General features: G+C 56.0%; 19 protein-coding genes and 1 pseudogene. 9 read left to right on the top strand and 11 right to left on the bottom strand.

The genetic code is table 11. From position 1 onward, the window contains the following. Positions 1–638 precede the first annotated feature (638 nt). A complete protein-coding gene (locus tag GGQ73_RS06030; RefSeq protein WP_183894780.1) occupies positions 639–1,568 on the top strand; it encodes an alpha/beta fold hydrolase in 930 nt (309 codons plus the stop codon). A 160-nt stretch (positions 1,569–1,728) separates the two neighbouring features. After that, positions 1,729–2,619, top strand: coding sequence for a SphA family protein (locus GGQ73_RS06035; protein ID WP_183894782.1), 891 nt, complete (start codon positions 1,729–1,731; stop codon positions 2,617–2,619). A gap of 209 nt (positions 2,620–2,828) precedes the next feature. Here the strand turns inward: GGQ73_RS06035 and GGQ73_RS06040 are convergent, their stop codons facing one another. The 7 genes from GGQ73_RS06040 to GGQ73_RS22905 form a co-directional block, all read right to left on the bottom strand. Beyond that, positions 2,829–3,785: an ABC transporter ATP-binding protein gene (locus tag GGQ73_RS06040; RefSeq protein WP_234910901.1), complete on the bottom strand. Its 957-nt coding sequence runs from the start codon at positions 3,783–3,785 to the stop codon at positions 2,829–2,831. Positions 3,786–3,820: 35 nt separating this feature from the next. Next, the gene (locus GGQ73_RS06045) at positions 3,821–4,846 is read right to left on the bottom strand and encodes an ABC transporter ATP-binding protein (protein ID WP_183894786.1); all 1,026 of its coding nucleotides are present in this window, start codon (positions 4,844–4,846) and stop codon (positions 3,821–3,823) included. Positions 4,847–4,850: 4 nt separating this feature from the next. Beyond that, a complete protein-coding gene (locus GGQ73_RS06050; protein ID WP_183894788.1) occupies positions 4,851–5,822 on the bottom strand; it encodes an ABC transporter permease in 972 nt (323 codons plus the stop codon). A 10-nt stretch (positions 5,823–5,832) separates the two neighbouring features. Further along, positions 5,833–6,870, bottom strand: coding sequence for an ABC transporter permease (locus tag GGQ73_RS06055; protein ID WP_183894790.1), 1,038 nt, complete (start codon positions 6,868–6,870; stop codon positions 5,833–5,835). 120 nt (positions 6,871–6,990) lie between these two features. Further along, positions 6,991–8,688: an ABC transporter substrate-binding protein gene (locus GGQ73_RS06060; protein ID WP_183894792.1), complete on the bottom strand. Its 1,698-nt coding sequence runs from the start codon at positions 8,686–8,688 to the stop codon at positions 6,991–6,993. 57 nt (positions 8,689–8,745) lie between these two features. Next, a complete protein-coding gene (locus tag GGQ73_RS06065) occupies positions 8,746–9,639 on the bottom strand; it encodes a proline iminopeptidase-family hydrolase (RefSeq protein WP_183894794.1) in 894 nt (297 codons plus the stop codon). A 17-nt stretch (positions 9,640–9,656) separates the two neighbouring features. Beyond that, positions 9,657–10,142 carry an ANTAR domain-containing response regulator gene (locus GGQ73_RS22905; RefSeq protein ID WP_327786298.1) on the bottom strand — a complete coding sequence of 162 codons (486 nt, stop codon included), beginning with the start codon at positions 10,140–10,142 and terminating at the stop codon, positions 9,657–9,659. Between GGQ73_RS22905 and GGQ73_RS22910 the strand changes: the two genes are divergently transcribed. Next, a complete protein-coding gene (locus GGQ73_RS22910) occupies positions 10,059–10,268 on the top strand; it encodes a hypothetical protein (protein WP_234910902.1) in 210 nt (69 codons plus the stop codon). The genes GGQ73_RS22905 and GGQ73_RS22910 overlap by 84 nt on opposite strands. Here the strand turns inward: GGQ73_RS22910 and GGQ73_RS06075 are convergent. Both GGQ73_RS06075 and GGQ73_RS06080 read right to left on the bottom strand, forming a co-directional pair. Then, positions 10,238–11,389 (bottom strand): transporter substrate-binding protein, encoded by a 1,152-nt coding sequence (locus GGQ73_RS06075; RefSeq protein WP_183894798.1) that lies wholly within the window; start codon positions 11,387–11,389, stop codon positions 10,238–10,240. The two genes, GGQ73_RS22910 and GGQ73_RS06075, sit on opposite strands and share 31 nt — an antisense overlap. A gap of 213 nt (positions 11,390–11,602) precedes the next feature. Continuing rightward, on the bottom strand, positions 11,603–13,297 hold the full coding sequence (locus GGQ73_RS06080) for a tetratricopeptide repeat-containing diguanylate cyclase (RefSeq protein WP_174154116.1): 1,695 nt from the start codon (positions 13,295–13,297) through the stop codon (positions 11,603–11,605). 491 nt (positions 13,298–13,788) lie between these two features. Between GGQ73_RS06080 and GGQ73_RS06085 the strand changes: the two genes are divergently transcribed. Beyond that, positions 13,789–14,226 carry a heme-degrading domain-containing protein gene (locus GGQ73_RS06085; RefSeq protein ID WP_234910903.1) on the top strand — a complete coding sequence of 146 codons (438 nt, stop codon included), beginning with the start codon at positions 13,789–13,791 and terminating at the stop codon, positions 14,224–14,226. 7 nt (positions 14,227–14,233) lie between these two features. Here the strand turns inward: GGQ73_RS06085 and GGQ73_RS06090 are convergent, their stop codons facing one another. Further along, complete coding sequence (locus GGQ73_RS06090; protein ID WP_183894800.1) at positions 14,234–14,905, bottom strand: CHASE3 domain-containing protein; 672 nt, start codon at positions 14,903–14,905, stop codon at positions 14,234–14,236. Between the two features lie 152 nt (positions 14,906–15,057). Here GGQ73_RS06090 and GGQ73_RS06095 point away from each other — a divergent pair, with 152 nt between their 5' ends. The 3 genes from GGQ73_RS06095 (at position 15,058) to GGQ73_RS06105 (ending at position 16,991) form a co-directional block, all read left to right on the top strand. Continuing rightward, positions 15,058–15,315, top strand: coding sequence for a hypothetical protein (locus GGQ73_RS06095; RefSeq protein ID WP_174154113.1), 258 nt, complete (start codon positions 15,058–15,060; stop codon positions 15,313–15,315). Positions 15,316–15,455: 140 nt separating this feature from the next. Continuing rightward, entirely contained in the window at positions 15,456–15,752 is a 297-nt protein-coding gene (locus GGQ73_RS06100; protein WP_183895105.1) for a hypothetical protein, read from the top strand. A gap of 33 nt (positions 15,753–15,785) precedes the next feature. Continuing rightward, the gene (locus tag GGQ73_RS06105) at positions 15,786–16,991 is read left to right on the top strand and encodes a low temperature requirement protein A (protein WP_174154112.1); all 1,206 of its coding nucleotides are present in this window, start codon (positions 15,786–15,788) and stop codon (positions 16,989–16,991) included. A gap of 217 nt (positions 16,992–17,208) precedes the next feature. Here the strand turns inward: GGQ73_RS06105 and GGQ73_RS22915 are convergent. After that, positions 17,209–17,379 (bottom strand): annotated as a pseudogene (locus GGQ73_RS22915) (DapH/DapD/GlmU-related protein); the annotation flags it as partial. Between GGQ73_RS22915 and GGQ73_RS22920 the strand changes: the two are divergent. Both GGQ73_RS22920 and GGQ73_RS06115 read left to right on the top strand, forming a co-directional pair. Continuing rightward, on the top strand, positions 17,347–17,730 hold the full coding sequence (locus GGQ73_RS22920; protein ID WP_234900445.1) for a hypothetical protein: 384 nt from the start codon (positions 17,347–17,349) through the stop codon (positions 17,728–17,730). The pseudogene GGQ73_RS22915 and the gene GGQ73_RS22920 overlap by 33 nt on opposite strands. Positions 17,731–18,284: 554 nt before the next feature. After that, positions 18,285–20,042 (top strand): FAD-dependent oxidoreductase, encoded by a 1,758-nt coding sequence (locus GGQ73_RS06115; protein ID WP_174155712.1) that lies wholly within the window; start codon positions 18,285–18,287, stop codon positions 20,040–20,042. Positions 20,043–20,065 lie beyond the last annotated feature (23 nt).

Genomic DNA, 20,065 nt, shown 5'->3' on the forward strand with positions numbered 1-20,065 from the left:
TGTCAGCGCTTGCCAGGTCATTGCGGGCGGCTTTCATGAGCCCCAGCCATGGCTGAAGCACGTCTGTATCCAGCGGAGCCCTTCGTCAGACGTCCCGGGCCGGGAAGATAGTCTTCCGCATTGTCTTGCCGTGACCTCAGCACATCATTCTAGCGAGAGAACAAAATCGACATCATCATTCAGTCTTTCAGGATTTCATGTTTCAGAAACGGATTTTCATCATTTCGTGAAATTTTCAGAAGGTTGGGTGCATCTACGTCGCGACACGTTTTATCGCCTACCTTGAGCTTGCCCTGTATCTGCGAAAGTTATTAGGGGAATCTAATAGAAATAATGATTCTGGCATGCCTTTTGCTTCGCCATAATCATGCCGTTGGAGGACGGCTTGGAGGGAAAGCGAAAGTACCATCGTTGACGGCGTGGAGCCCATCCGCGCCGAATGGCGGAGCCTTGTTTTCTCTAAGGAAAGCGCTGAGGAGGGCGTGAATGGTTCATCGTAATTGTCCCGCCCCAGCTCATGGAGGCCAACCCTCCCATCAAGGTCAGTGGTGTCGCATTTGGCCTCTCGGATCTCCACCCGTCGCGAACGTGTGGCGGGTCACGATCATCATCAGTTCCGCACATTTAGGGAGATTTCCATGCATGACAAATACATCGCCGTCGATGGCGCCCGGATCCGCTACCGCGATACGGGGGGGACCGGCACTCCGATTCTCCTGACCCATGGGATCGGCGGCTCGCTGGAAATGTTTCTGAAACAACTCGAGACAATGGGGGGATCGTTTCGTCTCATTGCATGGGATCTTCCTGGACATGGTTTATCGGATCTCGGCGATCAACCCTATGAACCCGGTAAATTCAGTGTTGTCGCATGGCGCTTTCTGGATGCGCTGGACATCGACACGGTCATTCTCGTCGGCAACTCGCTTGGAGGTCTGATCTCGTTACGGATGGGCGACGCGCGTCCAGAGCGTGTCGGAGGGCTGCTTCTGGCCAGCAGTGCGGGGTTTGCACGAAATACGCCTCTCGCATTCCGGCTCATGACGCTCCCGATCCTTGGAGATCTCATGACGCGGCCAAGCCCGATGGCAGTTGCGCAGCAACTCAAAGCGATCTTCCATAATCCTGCTGTCGTTTCCGACGCCATTCGAACGGTGGTGAGCCGGAACGTGTACAAGCCGGGTGGTGCAAAGGCCTTCGTCAAAACCTTGCGGCTGATGTCTTTGCTTGGTGCTCAACATCCGCAGTTGATCCGCACATCCCGCGCAATCCTCCAGAAACTCAGCCAGCCCATCGTATTTGTTCATGGGCGCGAGGACGCCGTACTGCCCTGTTCGCATTCCATCGAAGCGGTGAAACTGGCCAAGAACGGCGAGCTCATCGTTCTGGAATCCTGCGGACACACGCCTCAGTTCGAACGACCCGATGCTTTCAACCAGATCCTGATCGACCTCGTTAAGCAAGCAGATAGCCATGTCCACGGCCAGCTCGATGCATCACCGTCCGGCAATGCGGCAGACGGTGCCAACGCGCCTTCGAAACCGGAGACAAGCCAGAAGACAGCGTGAGCCTGCCCGGCGGACCCGCGTTCGCGGAATTGCGCGGCTGATCATCCGAACGGGCTGAACATGCGCGGAATGCGGCGGCGGGAACAGCGAGCGGATCGAACTTTATCCAAACGGACGACTGGCGGAATTTCTGGTTCGTCAATTCAAGAGGGGAAGCAGCATGAATGTGCGCATTTTAGGTCTGGCAGTTACGCTCACTGTGGCAGGATCCGCCGCCTATGGCCGTGAGCCCGGAACCCCAACGGCCATGCCGCCCGGCGGAACCGTGGGTGTGCCGGTCGGGGCCAATCCGCCGCCCGGGTTGTATTATTCCATGCGGACCGATTTTACATTCGCCGATGTCTACAACGGTGATTCAAAGGTGCCCATCGAAGTCAACGTCAAAGCCAGCGCGCAACAATTCCACTGGGTGCCGGGCGATACAGTTTTGGGCGGGACCTACCGCGCTATGCTGAGTGTTCCGCTGGTAGAGGTTAATCAGCGTGCGTTCGGTATTGAGGGGAGCGAGTTCGATATCGGCGACATCGTCGTCTCTCCGCTCAACCTTTCCTGGATGATCGCGCCCGGTGTCTTTGTGCAGACAGGGGTCGGCTTTACCTTCCCGACCGGTAAATTCAGCGCCACACCCGGTTCCATCAACACGGGCTCTAACGCCTTCACGACATCCGCCGACATCGGTCTCAGTTATCTCGCCAATGGCTGGAACCTCTCAGCTCACGCTAACTATTTCGTCCATGCAGAAAACCCGGACACGGATTATCGGTCCGGCGACGAATTTATTCTCAACTGGACAGCCATGAAGGAGGTAAACGGCTTCAGTATCGGGCCAGTCGGCTACTTCCGCCAGCAGGTTACAGATGACCGCAACAATGGTCGCTTTTACGGTGGAACCACGAACGGGAAAGGAAAGGAATTCGGCATCGGCATTGGCTTTACAAAAAAGCTAGGTCCAGTTGAGGTCAACCTCGACTACCTCCACGACTTTGAGGTGAAAAATACCGCTGGTGGAGATCGCTTTCTCGTCAACCTCACCATGCCGATTCCGTTTTAGACTTTTCCACAACAACACGACCATACCTTCAATCAAGAGCGCTTCCGGACATCTCTGGCTCGCGGGAAGCGCTCTGGGTTCCAAAACATCGTCTATCGTCAGCCCCGTCCTTGTCGAGATTGTTTGCGAACGCGTTGCCGCTAGCGCGAGGTCGATTTGGGCGATTAACGACAGAGTTGTTGTTGGGCCGCCCATCTTGCAGGTAAACCTCAGACCAGCGGAAAATGGCAGGCGACCGAGCGCTCCGAGGAAATTGCTGAAAGCGTCGGACGCGTCTGGTGGCAGATGGCTTGTGCCTTGGGACAGCGCGTGGAAAACTTGCAGCCTGCGGGCGGGTTGAGCGGGCTTGGGATTTCGCCTGACAGCAGAATCCGACCTCTCTGACCCCGATTGTGCGGCTGCGGGATCGCCGACAGGAGCGCTTGCGTGTAGGGATGGCTCGGCCTTGCGTAAAGCGCGTCAGTCTCCCCGACCTCCACAATCGAGCCGAGATACATGACGGCGACACGGGTGGATACTTGGCGCACGACCGCGAGATCATGTGCAATGAAGACGTAGGTGAGGTTGAGCTGTTCCTGTAGATCGCTGAAAAGATTGACGATCTGCGCCTGCACCGACACGTCGAGCGCAGAGACCGGTTCGTCTGCAACGATCAGTTTCGGTTCGACCGCCAGTGCGCGGGCGATACCGATACGCTGACGCTGACCGCCGGAGAATTCGTGCGGGTAGCGATCGAGATAGTCACGGCGAAGTCCGACCAGGTCCATGAGTTCGCCCAGCCTTGCATCGATGGCGCCGCCCTCGCGGATGCGATGGACTTTTAGCACTTCTGCCAGAATATCGCGCACCCGACGGCGAGGGTTAAGGGAGGCGGAAGGGTCTTGAAAGATCATCTGCATCTTGCGTCGCACGGGCTTCAATGCGCGCGTGTCAGCTTTGGTAATGTCGGAACCGTCGAATGTCAGCGTGCCTCCATTGATGTCATAGAGCCGGGTCAGACACCGTCCAAGCGTCGACTTGCCGCTTCCCGACTCTCCCACAAGACCAAGCGTCTCGCCGGTGAAAACCTCGAGACTGACGTTGTCTACCGCATGAAGGATGCGACCGGAGCCCGGCCTGATGGTCTTGCCGACGGTGAATGTCTTGACGATCGATCTGGCTGACATCAGAGGAGCGTCTTCCCGTGAATTTCCAGGGGGTGTCATGCGAATTCCTCCGGCGTCAGGACAGATTGGCGCAGCAGACCACGTTCTGGCTCTTCCAAGACACAAAGTGCTGCCTGTTCCCCGGAATGTCGGAGTGGAGGCCGTTGCAGACATTGAGGCTGGGCAAAGGCGCAGCGCGGCGCAAAGCCGCAGCCCTCGCCGATTGTTTCCGGTGTCGGCGGCATGCCGGGAATGGATTTGAGGCGATTGAGCCGCGCCCCTGTGAGCGGCGGGATGGAGGCCATCAGGCCCCAGCTATAGGGATGGAGCGGGCTTGCAAACATCGCCTCCGTTTCGCCGCGCTCTACGATGCGACCGGCGTACATGACGGCGACGCGGTCGGCGATTTCAGACACGACGCCCATATCATGGGTAACGAGAATGATGGCGGAACCAAAATCCTTTCGGAGGCGTAAGAGAAGATCGAGGACCTGAGCCTGAACCGTAACATCAAGCGCCGTGGTCGGTTCATCAGCCACGAGCAGTGCGGGATTGCACGATAGCGCCATGGCGATGACGGCGCGCTGGCGCATGCCGCCGGACAGCTGATGGGGATAGCGATCTACGGCCTCTCCTGGATTGGACAGGCCCACCTCTCCCAGAAGCTCGATGGCCCGTTTCCTGGCCACGCGTGCGGACACCGGTTCATGAGTACGGATTTGCTCTGCGATCTGCCAGCCAATTGTGTAGACGGGCGTCAGCGCTGTCATGGGGTCCTGCGAAATAAGGCCTATTTCCTTACCTCGGATGCGCCGCAGGTCGTTGGCGGCTAGCTCCAGCATGCGGCGACCCCTGAAGGCAACCATGCCGTCGACGCGGGTGGTCTTTCGGTCATGGAGGCCGAGCAGGGACAGCAGTGTCACGGATTTTCCAGAGCCGGATTCGCCGACGATGGACAGGATTTCGCCTTCGCGGACATTGAAAGACACATCGCGCACGGCCGAGACCATCCCGCGATCGGTCGCAAACGAAACCGTAAGGCCGTTCACGTCGAGAAGAACAGGTTTTTCTGGATTGGCCATGGCCTCAGTTCTCCCGGACGCGCGGATCGATAAGGACATAGACGACGTCCACAAGGGCATTGGCAAGAACGACGAAGAAAGATGCGTACATCACCGTTCCCAGCACCATTGGCAGATCAAGATTGAGCAGCGCCTGATAGGTGAGCCTGCCAACGCCGTTCAACCCGAATACAACCTCTGTCAACAGCGCCGAACCTCCAACCAGAACGCCGAAATCAAGCCCGAACATGGTTACGAACGGAATGAGTGAGGTACGAAGGGCATGGCGCATCATAACGCGGGCAGGGGTCAGCCCTTTGGCGCGGGCAGTGCGGATGAAGTCCTCCTGATAGGCCTCGACCAGGTTAGCCCGCAGGACGCGGCCATAAATGCCGATGTAAAGGGCGGCCAGCGTGAACCAGGGGATGATGAGCGTCTTGAACCAGCCGATAGGGTCCGTCATCAAGGGCTTGTACCCCAGCGCTGGAACCCATGAGAAAAAGACGGTGTCGTGAAAGCGGCTTTGCGTGATGAGGTTCATCACCTCGCCCAGCCAGTAGACCGGCATGGACACGCCAATCAGCGACAGCGCCATCAGCCCACGGTCGAGCAGCGTATCGCGCGCCAAAGCAGCGACGACACCCACGAAAATGCCACCGATCACCCACAGAATGGCAGCACCCGCCACCAGTGACAGCGTCACGGGAGCGGCTGAAGCAACGGCTGGTACGACGCGCATTCCGCGATTGACGAAGGAGGTCAGATCCTGCGTCACGAACAGGCGCTTCATCATGATCACATATTGGACGGGCAACGCGCGATCAAAGCCGAAGTCCTTGCGGATGGACTCCACTGTTTCTGGCGAGGCATTGCGCCCTGCAAGGCGTGCAGCCGGATCGGAGCCGGGCGTCGCAAAGAAGATCAAAAAGACCAATGCCGAAATACCGATCATGACGAACAGCATCTGGACGACGCGCTGGATGACAGCAAGAATCATGGCCGTCTCCTCATGCCAGTTTCGTTCTTGGGTCGAGCGCATCGCGAATGCTGTCGCCAAGCACGTTCAGCGACAGCACGGTGAGAGCGATGGCGATCCCTGGAGACAAGGCGACTGCCGGCCTTGTATAGAGCAGCGTCTGGCCGTCCTGAATAATGGTTCCCCAGCTTGCATCCGGTGCCTGGACCCCGATCGAGAGGAAGGAGAGCGAGCTTTCCGTGATGATATTCAGCGCCATCATGAGCGGCACAAAGACGATCAGCATCGTCGAGACGTTGGGTAGGATGTCGTTGAGAAGAATGCGCCACGCGGGAATGCCGAGACCGGTTGCCGCCAGAACGAACTCGCTTTTCTTCAGTGCCATCACCCGTCCACGCACGGGTCGCGCTACATAAGGCACATAGATGATACCGATGATAAAAATCGGCAGAGCCAAGCTATCCCCTCTGATCTCGACAGGACCTATGACGATCCCTTGGGAGAGAAGCACGATAGAAAGCGATATGGCGAGCAGATAGACGGGAAAGGCCCAGAGAATATCGAGAATGCGCGACAGGATCTGGTCGGTCAGCCCGCCGAAGAAGCCTGCTGAAATGCCGATAAGAGCGGCAAGTACGAGACAGATCGCAGTGGAGGCTGTTGCGATCAGCAGTGAATTGCGACCGCCATAAAGAAGCCGCGCCGCCACATCGCGCCCTTGAGTGTCGGCACCGAGAAAATATTGCGCGCCCCATGTCGGGCCGATCGGCGTCACGCCAAGCCCGAGGCCTTCTGTCGACGCCTGCATCACCTTGGTTCGCTGGCCGTCGATGGTGATGCGAGCCGAAAGATTGGAGCGAAACGGATCGCTGCCCGCCACATAGGCAGCGTAAAGCGGCGCGGATAGGCTCGACAGGATGATCAGCACCAGAACAAAGGCGGCTATAACGGTTGGTTTGTCACGTTTCAGCAGATGCCAGGCGCGTTTCCAAGGCCCGGCACCCATATGTTTTACCACAGGCTCGGGCAATCCGGGGTTGGAGATGCCTATTTCGGAAGAGGTGGTCATAACGTTTCCTGCTGCGCATCTCGGTCTGGCGGAAGGGGGTGACGGCGAAGCCTTGGCCGCGCCGTCTTCCATGTTTGAAGCAGTGTTATCGGACTGGCCGCAACATCATCTCACTGCAGGTTACTTGACCCATGCCTGAGACGTAATCCAACGGTTCTGCTTGTTGAACAGGTAGTTGCCCAGCCGCGCGGAGGTGAAGTTGACGCTTTTCGGCGTGATGAGCGGGACCATGGGTGCCTGCTCCATGAAAGCCTGGTCAACTTTAGCCCAGATCGCGTTGGCGGCGTCCTGATCCGTAAGGGCGGTGGTCATCGCCGTCTTCATCTGGGCGTCAAGATCCTTATTGCAGTAGCCGGCGATGTTGATGGACGAATCGCTGCCCTTGTTGATGGAGCCGCAAGACAACAGCACGTTCAGGAAGTTCGATGCGGCAGGATAGTCCTGATACCATTGCGACACGCTGATCTGGACATTGTTGTTGGTGTTCTGGATGTAGGTGAACTGGATGTTGGGCGAAATCGCCTTCATCGACGCATCATAACCGAGCTCAGTGAGAACGCTGGCAATATAGGTGCCGATGCCGCGCGAGGCTGCGTTATCCTCAGCAATCACCGTGATCTTCTGGCCCTTGGTGCCGGACTCGTCCACCAGCGCCTGCGCTTTTTCCATGTCGGGCTCGCTCCAGGTCGGGCCAGGGTTTTTGGTGTAGATGCAATTGTCGACATGACCGGGGAAGTCCGGCGGCAGGATCTGGCAGACCGGCTGTCCAAGTGCCTCACCGCCAAAGAGGCCGACGACGGCATCGCGGTCGACCGCATAGTTCAGCGCCTGACGCACTTTCACATTGTCGAAGGGAGCAAGGTTGGTGTTCATCGGTGCGTACCAGAAGGCAGCCAGCGGATCGATATGGATCTGGCTGGCGTATTTCGTGCCGATTTGGGGCAGGCGATCCGCTGGCGGCGTGTCGAACAGCCAGTCGATCTGACCATTGATGATGGCGTTGATCGCCGCTTCCTCGGTCAGGCCGAACTTGTAGACGACCTCGTCGGCATAGCCGTCAGGCTGGGCGTCGACGCTCCATTCCTTGAAATTCGGATTGCGTTTCAGCACCATTTCGGAATTTGGATCGTAGCTTGTAATCATGTAGGCCCCCGTCCCTGCGATCGGCGTCGTGCCCGCGTCGGCCGTTGGCGCATCGGCAGGCAGGATCGAAGCATGGGGTACGGCAAGCTTTGAGAAGATTTCGGCGTCGGGTGCGATAAGGTTGAGCGTCACCGTGCCGGCCGCATCATCTCCGGTAACGCCGCCTTCAAGCGTGCATGTCGCAGAATCCGCGATGCATTTATCAGCCCCGACAATGCCGTTGTAGAAGCTGCCAGTTGTCGGGCCTTTCACCTTGAAGATGCGCTGAAAAGAGGCGACGACATCGGATGGCATCACTTCGCGACCGTTGGAAAACTTGATACCCTTCCGGATTTTGAAGACATAGGTCTTCCCATCATTGGTAGGCTCCGGAATGGCCTCCGCAAGGGCCGGAACGATGTCGAAGCCACCGGTGCCAGCGACCTGCTTGAACTTCACAAGGCCGTCATAGGTCATCTGGAAAAGCTGCCAGAACTGAGCGGTATAGTTGATCATCGGATCGACCGTACCAGCGGCGGAAACCGCAGCCATCGTGATGGTGCCGCCACGATGGAGTTTCATCAGGGCCGCCCGGTCTTCGGCTTGCGCAACGCCGGAAAAAGCGGTCTGGGCGACAAGGCAGGTTGCCAGAAGCGCTCCAGTGTGCCGGAAGAGATGTCTCGGAAGAATGCTCATGGTTCGTTTCCCTCTCTTGTTTTGTTTGTTCAGGCTGTTCGTGTTGAATGATCGCGTTCAGATGTCCGTTTCGTCCAGAAAAGCCCCGACCACGGCCATGCATGCGTCGCGTTCTTCCACATGCGGCATGTGACTGGATTGCTCAAAAATGGTCCAGCGGACATTCGGAATCTCGTCCGCATAGGGCTGTACGCAAGCTTCGGTCGCCTCGTCGAAACGGCCAGAAATGAGAAGGGTCGGCACGTCGATGGTGGCGAGCCTGCCGACGATCGACCAGTTCTTCATGGTGCCGATGACGTGGAATTCATTGGGACCATTCATCGTGTGGTACACGGTCGGGTCTGCGCCGATGGCGTCAAAGGTGCGTTGCACTTCCGGCGGCATGGGGACGATGCGACAGACGTGGCGCTGATTGAACACATCAGTCGCCGCCATGTATTCCGCACTATCCGTGGTCCCGGTCTCTTCGTGACGCAGGAGGGTTTCCTGAACGTCCTGCGGAAGCTCCCGGCGGAGGCGGTTGGCTTCGGAAATCCAGGTGGACATCGCTGCTGGCGAATTGGCAATGATGAGCGCCTTCAGGCCAACGGGCCGATCGACGGCGAATTCCGCTCCCAGCATACCGCCCCATGACTGTCCCAGCAGGCAATACGCATTGCGGATGCCGAGGTGGTCGATAAGGTTGTGCAGCTCCGCCTTGAAGAAAGCGACAGTCCAGAAGTCACCACCCTTGTCGGGGAGGTGGGTCGATTGACCGTTGCCAACCTGATCATAGTGGATAACGGCCCGGCCAGTCGCTGCTATGTCCTTGAAGCTATCGACGTAATCATGGGTGCAGCCAGGCCCGCCATGCGCGACGATCAGCGGCGGCTTGGAAGATGAAATGTCGCCTGTAATCCGGTACCATGTCTTGTACTCGCCATAAGACGCAAATCCTTCAGTGATCTCCATGGGCCTTACTCCTGTCTTTACGGACCCTTGCGGGTATGCTTGTCGTTGCGACAAATTGCTTCCGCGGCATCTTCGATGGTCATGCCCCAGTCCATAGACACCGAGCGCAAACGCTTCCAGGCCGCCGCTTCGCCGCCGCCTTCGTTCTGAAGCAAATGCAGAATGGCCCGAACGACGATGGGTCGCTGGCGCAGCCTGTCTTCCAGCGCTCGAATATCATCGGCCTGCGCCTGCACCTTCGCGTAGGCATCGGCTGCGATCAAAAGCGCACTATAAGCTCCGGTGGAGCCGATGGGCTTCAGCAGGTGGGCGTTAGAACCCTGATCCAGCGCCCATTCGATCCGGCCTGGCGCTTCGGAGCCGATCAGGGCAATCATCGGCATGGGTGCGTATCCTCGCGGCCACGGAAATTGATCGTCATGGCCCATATCCGCGTCAAAGAAGACGACGTCTGCCCCCACTTCGTTCAGATGCGGCCAACAGAGCGTGACACGGATATGCAGGAGTTCGAGCTGACGCCGGAGCGCATCAACGGAGGGATGATCGCGGTGCAGGATAACGGCATGCCATTGGGCAAGAAGGGGTCTGTCCCGGCGCGTCATTTGATCACCTTCAGTATCGGTGGATGAGACACGGACGCTGGCTTTTGCAGGGAGCGCACGAGATAGGGATCGGCAGGGATCGCCTCATCGGCGCTTTCAAGAAGGGTGAATCCACCCTCTTCGTCCGACAGCCCCAGATGCGGCTTCAGGGCAGCGTGATGTGTACGCGGATCAATCCCGACAGATCCTACCGGCGTGTCGAACAGCCGGGCGGTTGCGACTTTGCGGACAGCTTCCGGTGCATCTGTCCCGGCGTCGGCAATGGACCGGGCGAGGATGGACATCGCCATGTAAGCCGACATGAACGGCGTGGTGATGCATCGTCTGGCGCCATAACGTGTTGTCATGCGTGCCTTGAAGGCGCGATTTTCCGGCGTATCGAGCCGGTCGAAATAGATCGATGTCGAGATGTGGCCACGCCGGGCATCGTGGCTAAGGCCATCCAAGTCGGTTTCCGACATGTTGCAGGCAACGATCGGTGGGGCATCCTGATGGTGTTTGCGAAATGCACCATAAGCTTCGATGAAGGCCGTTGCGGATTGGCCGACCAGGTTGCTCAAAATGAAGTCGGGTTTCTTGTCCCGGATTTCGCTGATGAGGTGATCGACCTCGGTTGAGCCAAGCGGAACGTACCGATCCGCAACGACCTGCCCGCCATACGCCTCTGCTATCTCACGGGCGATACGACTGATCTCCCAGCCCCAGATATAATTCGAGCCGACAATGAAGGGTTGGTGACCGTGGCGCGGCAGGACGTAATCGAACAAAGGCAGGAGATGCTGGTTAGGACAAGCGCCGAGATAGACGGCGCTATCGCTCGCCTCATATCCTTCATAGGGAAAGGCGTACCACAAAAGCGCGCCGTGGCGCTCCACGATCGGCAGGACGTCTTTGCGGCTCCAGGACGTAATCGTGCCGATGATGTGCTGACAACCACCGTCGCGGATGGCGGACCGGGCCAAAGCTGCATATCCTTCCGCCCTGCCGCAGGGATCGTCGATCTTGGCAGCGATATTGAAACCATAAGCATGATCTGCATTGATCTCGGCAACAGCCGCCATTGCTCCGTCAACAGCCTCACGCCCCAAGGCGGCATACGGGCCCGTGGTGGAATAAAGGATGGAGACGGGCACACGATCACGCATCATTTCCCAGGCTGCTCCTTTGTATCATCACGCCGTTCGATGTTCATCCTGATCCATCCAATTCCGGTTGCGCAATCAGTGATGCCAGCGTTTAAAACAAAAAAAGCCCCGAACCGCTTGAAGCAGTATCCGGGGCTCAATTGCCTTCGGCGTCTAACGCCATGTGTTAACCTCAGGCTATGATAAGCACTGATTTCAGTCAATCGTAATTTTTGCTCAATTTTTGCTCAACGGTCGTTCAGGACATTTGGATAGACTGCTGTTCGGGTGACATACCACCCTGTTTCGTCCAGACTGTTTTGCGCAATAAAGATGGTGATCGGCACGTTCCAGGACCACTTCCGCATTGGGCGCGTCATTGGAAATGGCCACGCCGATACTGATGGTCACGGTCAGTTCCGCCGATATCCTTGACCAGTCGTATCTGGCAATTGTCAGACGCATCTGTTCGCAGGCTTTTTTGGCGCGCGCCATTGTCGCACCGGGCATCATGACGATGAATTCTTCACCGCCAAAGCGGACCGCAAGGTCGCCCTCCTGGACCGAGTTTTTGATCAGTGAGCCGATTTGCGCGAGAACCCGATCACCCGTGATGTGTGAGAAGGTGTCGTTGATTGTCTTGAAGTGGTCGACGTCCAGCATCGCCAGCGCATATGGGCTGCGCGACAGATCGATATCACTCAAGATGGCCTCGAGACGCCGACGGTTGGCAAGTCCTGTCAGCGGGTCCGTGTTTGCCGCCTCCGTCAGGAGAGTGGTCTGTTGCTGAAGGGCTGCAAGCGACCGCGCCAGTTGCGCCGAGCTTTCGGCTTCTGTGTCCAGCGATGTCTTCAGCTTTTTGGTTTCATAGCGGATTTCAACCAAGCGGGCATTTTGCTGGGTTCTTTCCGCCGTGAACTGCTGATGCAAAGAATGGTACCGTTTGTAAAAATGCAATGCGGGTTCAAAGGCCCGCAGATGTTCATGTGCCCGGGACAGATAGAGGCAGGCATTCATCAGTGTTTCGACATTGCTGCTTTCTTTTGCGAGCGCGTACGCCTCGTTCAACGGAACCAGTGCCTCCTCGTAACGTGTCAGAGAAATCAGCGTACGGCCGAGAATATCCAGGTAATGCCCTTTGCCTCTGTCGTCGTCGTTACCCGGTACCGCGCGGTACTGTGCGAGATACGCTTCGGCCATGACGAATTCATCGAGTGCATTGAAATATTCCGCCAGATTTCCGAGACACAGTCTTTCCGCCCATGCGTCTTTCAGTGTTGCGGCGATATCATATGCCTGCCTTGTTGTGTCGATTGCCGTTCTCATCGAGCTTTCGAAGGACGTCCTGTCGTCCCTCTCCAAGGCCAGATAGGCCACTTCCGAGTGAGCGCCGCCCAGGTTGATCAACCACCAGCATTCGAAAGTGACATCGCATGCCTCTCGGGCAAGTTCTACCGCGCGACCGCAATAATCGAGGGCTTGCGTCGGTTGTCGGGTCATCCAGAAAATCACGCCGACGACATTGATGGCCAGGGATCGAGACCTGAGGTTGCCACTGTGGTCGGCAATGTTCAGTGCTTCTGCGGCGAATTCTATGGCACTCTCCAAATTGCCGAGTTCCAGCTGGAGCCAAGCTTTTATGCTGAGTGCCTCGGCCTCAAACGCTGGTTCCTCCAGTTGCCTCCAAAGGACAACGGCCTTCTCCGCAAAATCCAAACCTTGCTCGGTTTTGCCAAGCTGGAAACAATACCAGGCACTTTGTTGTGAACTGCGTGCAATGAGGCATTGATCCCCGCGCTGTTCGGCGGATGCCAGAATAGAGCCCGCTATCGAAAGAGCCTGGATCGAAAGACCGGTACATGCAAAATGCCAAGCCTCATCCAGCGCGTTTGCGGCGACATCGGCATCGAAGATTTTTTCAGCGACTGTCAAACTGGTGATCCAACTCCCGGCTCGCTCTTGCGTCACAACAAAGCCGATCTTGACTATGACGGTACTTCCTAATTTTCTTAAGTTTGACATTCAAATCTGAATCGAGCGCTAATAGGTGCCGATGTTCTAAAATTCTGATGCGTCAACAGGCATTTTTTCGTTCAACTGCATAACAATTTATGACTTACGTGGAGGGCTTTTTAGGCGCCGTTCCAAGAACGATAACAACGCGTTGATTTTTGGGGGAGGCGGGGCTTGGCGCACGCGCTGATGTGTGCCCATCACGCGGGAAACTGACACAGCGAACCGCAGACTGTCGGCATGGCTATGCGCCATTCAACCCGCTTGTCGAAGACGCCGACATTTTCGAACCGTCGCCACAAAAGTTTCTAACCGTTTGACTTTTCAACCACCTGAAAGAAGGTTGGAGCGAACGACGCTGACGATTGAAGAAAGAGCAAGTCATGGCCGCACAGATACCCACATTGGACATGTTGAAGATCGAGGAGGATACGCTCCAACTGGAACGCTTCGACTATGATTTCGCCTGGATTTTGGGTAGCCATATCAGGAAGAAAGCGGTGTCGCGGAACCTCCCCGTTGCCGTTGAAGTTCGCCACGGTGCAGATGTCGTTTTTGCAAGCCTGCTGCCTGGCGCAACGGTTGACAACTTCGGCTGGACAAGCCGCAAGTGCGCGGTCGTCCATCGTTTCCATCGCAGTTCGCTTCGGGTCCGGTTGCAAGCCGAAAAAGGAGGCTATGATTTCAATGTGAAGTTCGGCCTACCCTCTGCAAATTTTGTTGCAAGCGGAGGCGGATTTCCCCTGACATTGCGGGGAGGGACCCTGATAGGCTGTGTTGCGGTCAGTGGCCTTCCCGATGTCGAGGATCATGCGTTGATCACCACGTCGTTGAGGGAATTGCTGTAACGGCGGATCACTTCGCGCGCTGTCTCCTCGTCAGATATATCTCGACCCCCGCTCGCGTTAGGAAGGATGCCAGTCCAAGGATGATCGCCACCAACTGGATGCGGAATTCGTCGGAGTCCACCTCTGCCTGTCTGGTTTCCAAAAGGTTGCGCTCACGGACAGTGATGTCGCCGATGATATCGCGGATGCGATCCATTGTGGCTGTGGCCATGTAAGTGCTCTCTTGAGCCCTTGCAGCGTCAGCACTGTTCTGGTCGTGGAGCGTTATGGAGTGGCTGAGTTCTTTCAGTTTGGTATCGATAAGCCCATTGAGCGTCGTGACCCGAGCAACCTGATGCTCGTTGTCGGATATTCTTTTCAGCAAATCGGCTTGCAGTGTGTGCAATCTGCCCAGAGCTTTGTCGTAAGGATCAAGGTATCGCCGGTCGCTGCTGACGAGGTAACCTCTTTGTCCCGTTTCTGCATCGTCGAGCGCGATCAGCACGTCCTTGGTGGTATCAATCGCTTCGTAGGTATGAACGACCATATCTTGGTGGTCGCTGAGAAGGGTATGGGTCCAAGTCGTGGCGACGACCCCAGCGGCGATGACAACGCCCACAGGTATGGAGCGTAACAGCGTGGGCGTCGTCAGGTAGTCTTGTCGAAGCAACTCCCAAGACCACCGGCTCGTTTCACGCATGTTACCTGACCATTTCAAGAATGTTGGTACGTAATCGCGATTGAACCATGCTGGTTCCTTGGCATCGACTCTTGCATCGAAAATATGTGATGACGTGCAAGATCAGGTATAACACATGATAAAACGCCGTCGCGCGTGCCGAAGGGACAAACATGCCTAAGAAAGAAAAACTGGAGCATTCTGAATTTTCGGGTGAATTCGAAGACGATGGCATCACTGTCCTTGTCGACATTTTCCGTCCGGCCGGAACAAACAATGACTGGCAGATGGAGGTCGTCAGTGAGGAGGAGGATGTCACATCATGGGACGAACCCTTTGCGACCGACAAGGACGCGTGGGAAGAGTTTCTGGCGACCTGTGAAAAGGATGGCATTCGCAGCTTTCTCGACGGGGGAGAGCCGATCCACTGATCGGCGGCCATCAGGGTTCGAGATCCAATCTCAGCCGGTGATTCTTCGACCATTTGGTGCATCGCAAAACACTGTGGAACCAAATGCGTTTCTTCCGTGTTGTTGAGGAACAAAAGCTCAATACATTCAGGAGATTGTCGATGAAACGGGTTGCCGTGGGCGCTGGCGTGGGCGCCGTTCTGTGTCTTGTAACTGCCGCTATGGCTCAGGATATCGAGGTGAGCAGCCTTGAAGTTCCGAACACGGATATTGAAAATCTCAGCGTTCCCAGCAAAGCTAAAGACCACGATGGCCGCTACATCGTTGATGTCAGCGGCAAGCGAGTGAGGCTTGTCGGTCCAAGGTTCTTCCCAGACTCCTCCAGAGAGATAGAATTATCCGGCCGGGCCCAGTCACTCGCAAGGGAAAACGCGCGTGCGCAACTGGCTTCGAAGTGAAGACCATGATCGCGGCAAGGGGGCGGGACGCGAATGATGAAGTCGACAGCTTCTGACACCGAAGACAAAGAGAAATCAAACCTCATCCGGCAGGAGGATGCCGACGCTAGCAAAGCCACTTTTCCGGAGCTGTTCTTCGATCTCGTTTTCGTCTTTGCGCTCATCCAGCTATCGCACACCCTTGCGAAGGATTTCGGGTCTACCGCCCTTGTGGAAGCGGCCATCATTATTCTGTCACTCTGGTGGCTGTGGGTGCAGATCACCTGGCTAACGAATATGCTGAACACGGAGGCTGGGCCCGTCAGGCTGTTTTTGTTTGCGATGATGTTTACAGGCGTGCTCCTTGCCATCGCGCTGCCGAAGGCATTCTCCGATCAGGCACTGGCGTTTGCGGCGATCTACAGCGTTATGCAAATCGGCCGTTCGCTTTTTGCGCTATACGTTTTCAAGGGCGTAGACCACGAAAACGCGCTCACATTCTCTCGCATGGCCATATGGCTCGCCGCCTCAAGCGTGTTTTGGATCGCTGGCGGACTTTCCTCGACACTCGGATGGCAGATCGCGCTATGGGGTGTTGCAATAGGAATCGAATATGTGGGCCCATTGGTGAAGTACTACGCCCCGGGATTGAAAACAGGGAAAGACGAGCGACTTCATCTTTCAGGAGAGCACCTCGCCGAACGCTGCGCGCTTTTCGTCATCATATGTCTTGGCGAAACCATCCTGACGACCGGTCGCACAGCCACTGAGTATATGAATTCCGGTCTCACGTTTGTCGTGTTCTGCTCAGCTTTCGCAACCACGATTCTCATGTGGTGGATCTACTTCCACCACGGGCAGGAAAAGGTTTCCGAGAAAGCGGACGACACTGGCGAACCTGAAAAGATCGCTCAAAATCTGTTCAATTATGGTCATCTGCCCATCGTCACGGGAATTATTCTGACGGCCGTTGGAGAAGACTTCAGCCTATCGCACAGTCAAGATCCCTCAACGTGGCGAGAGGCGCTTGCCATAGCCGGCGGACCAATTCTGTTTCTGGCAGGCAATATCGGTGTAAAGGTGGCATCCTCCTATATCAGACCCGTCTCCCATTTTGTCGGTATTGGCGTTCTCCTCGTGTTGCTGCTCTTGCAAGGCATGCCGCTTTACGCGTTACAGATCGGATGTGCGAGTGTCCTTGGGATTGTCGCGGCATGGGAATATGTGGCGCTCAGAAACAACGCGACAAATTCTGCGTAGCCATCATGAAAAATTGGGGGCTTAGAGCGTTTCCATTTAACAAGGAAGCGCTCTAAAAAGAGAGCCCGGTTGCAATGGTGGACTTCACCGCACGGTCACGACGTATGATGTACGCCTGTCACACACAGAAGATACCGCAGGCAAAGCGCGTGGATTTACCACAAATCCACCCAGGACTTGGCTATTAGCGTCTTCACGGCTCCCAGGCGATGTCATCTCTGACGATTTTCGCAGGATTGCCGGCGACAACGGAACGCGGTGGAACATCTTTTGTCACCACGGCTCCGGCTGCAATCACAGCGCCGTCACCGATGGTCACGCCTTTAAGGATCATCGCACGCATCCCGATCCATACATGATTGCCTATTCTGATGGGGGCCTTGTTGGGGCGACCGACAAGGTTGTGGCCGTCCCAATCGCGGATGATCGCTTGATCTGCAATAAACACTTCCTCGCCAATCGTGATTTCGCAACCGCAGGATATCCAGCTTTGGCGATTGCAAAATCCACTTCCCAGCGTCAATTTTGCACCGCTTTGAATGCCAATCGTGCTGCCGCTATAGGCATGAAACTGTCCAGCGAGATGCAATTCACCCCGCTCTTTTATAACAAGCTGGGCAGGCTCTGGAACAAGACCCTTCCATGCTTGACCCAGGGAAAGATTGCCACTGCCGGTGATCGTCCCTTCGATGTGGGCCTGCCCTTTTTGCATCAACGTGATGGCTTTGTTTGTTCGTAATCTCGCTATTCTCAGTCTTATTCTGTCTATCATAAAATTAGCCGCCTCATGGGTTCTGGCAGACTCGAGGAGGCTACCTGATTAGAGAGTTGAGTTTTTATCGATCTGTGTTCCCCGGTTCAATCTTTTCGCTTGAAAGGTTTGCTGAGTAGATGCGAGGGACTGCCCACCTCAAGTTTTATTTGTTATTTATTTTAAAGTTTCCGCTAATTTATAATATAGATAAATATAAATATCGTATATTACAGTTAAGTCAGATTTATTTTAAATCTATGATGGAGCTGTATAAGCTTTCAAAGCAATCAATAAGGAATTCCATATTTTGAATACTGCTTTAGCATCCAGATAATTTTCTTTGCACTGCAAAATTTTACGTATTTACTGTGGATCGAAACCGGGCAATTTTCAGTGTGTGGATCGAGTTTCAGTCGTGAGCTGTCGGATCAGGGCGCGCCTGAACAGCATTCGAGGTTAATACCGGAGAATAGACATGAAGCGCTGTTTCGGTGTCCGGATTATCCGGTCCGGCGCTCCTTTGAGGAATTGGCGACAAAATGCTCTCTCATATCAATCGACGGCACTTTATTGCCGGTAGCGCCCTGCTGTTCGCCCCAAAGCTGGCATTCGCCTCGGAGCAGCGTGCCGATATCGTTATTTATGGAATGACCAGCGGCGCGGTAACAGCGGCAATCCAGGCTCGGACAATGGGTCTTTCACCTGTGATCGTTGGGGGCTGGCGGGACAAACACATCGGCGGCATGATGTCTGGCGGGTTGGGCGGCACCGATATCAGTTCGGGCAATGCCTATGGCGGGCTGAGCCGTCATGTTATCAGTCTCATCAATGCTGCTGGTAAGCAATCCGATGATCAATTTCATTTCGAGCCGCGCTTTGCCGAAAGCGTCTTCAATGATCTGGTGAAAACCTATGACATTCCCGTTATTCCCAGTCTCGGACTTCGGCGAGTGAAAAAAACCGGCTCGCGACTGGAATCGCTGGAGACCGTGGACGGGCAGGTTTTTCGCGGCCGTGTGTTTATCGATGCCAGCTATGAGGGAGACCTGATTTCGGCGGCTGGGGTCAGCACGATTGTTGGGCGGGAAGCGCGCAATGGCGACAACGTTCTGAACGGTTATCGAGGGACTGACCACGCAGCCCTGGGAACCAACCATAATTTCTACAGCTGGCGACATCTGGAAAAAATCATTGGTCCGGTTTCCGTGGATCCATACGTCGTTTCCGGCAACCCGGGGAGCGGTATACTTCCGTGTATCCGCTCCTATCCGCAACCCGAAAACGGTGCAGCGGATCGTGCCGTGCAGGCCTATAACTTCCGCATGACGATGACGCGTGACGAAGCGCGCAGGGTGGATCTATCCGCAACCGCACCTGAGGGTTTCGACCCCGCACGCTACGAACTTCTGTATCGCTGGATCGACGTGCTCAACCGTGGCGGACTATTGGAAAATCCGGCGGAGGCGGTAAAGCTCTTCCTGCTGCACAATGATCTGGGCAATGGTGTCTACGACATCAACAATTTCGGCCCCGTCTCCACCGATCTCCTTGGCGTATCATGGGGGTATCCGCAAGCCGACTATGCCGTGCGTGAAAAACTTTGGAAGGCGCACGAAAAATGGATACGGGGACTTTTCTACGCGCTTCAGCATCATCCGGATGCCCGGATGCCGGTCGATATGCGCGATGCCTTCAGGCAGTATGGGCTGGACGAAGCGCATTATAAAGATCCGCATGAGAATGATGAGCGTCACTGGCCCTACCAGCTCTACGTGCGCGAGGCGCGCCGCATGGTCTCTGATTACCAGATGAGCGGCCGTGAAGTCGCTGCCAACGACGACATGGATCCCCTTGATCCACGCACAATTGGCACGGGATCCTACAATCGCGACAGTCACCATACACAGCGCATTCTTCGCGCCGATTCCAATATTCTCGGCCTCTCCAAAGTGTCGGTCTGGAATGAGGGCAACTTCGAGGCTCCGTCCGGAGGAGCTGACCTGATGTTCCCTATCCCTTATGGTGCCATCGTACCGCGTCGTGCTGAATGCACCAACCTGCTCTCCATATTTGCAATCAGCGCAACGCACGAAGCATTCGGCGCGACACGAATGGAAATGTCGCTGATGCAGCTTGGACAATCAGCCGCCGCCGCCGCCGGGTTGGCGGTGAAAAGCGAGGCCGATATACAGGAGATCCCCTGTGACGAGCTGGTATCCGCCCTGTTTGTTCCCACCGGAGCACCACCGCCCGTATTGCCAGAAAGAGCCCACCCAAAAGCACTGGCCCAGAATTGAGCCTGAAGCAGTTGAAAATCGGC

Source organism: Rhizobium skierniewicense (assembly GCF_014196515.1).
Taxonomy (GTDB): Bacteria; Pseudomonadota; Alphaproteobacteria; order Rhizobiales; family Rhizobiaceae; genus Agrobacterium; species Agrobacterium skierniewicense.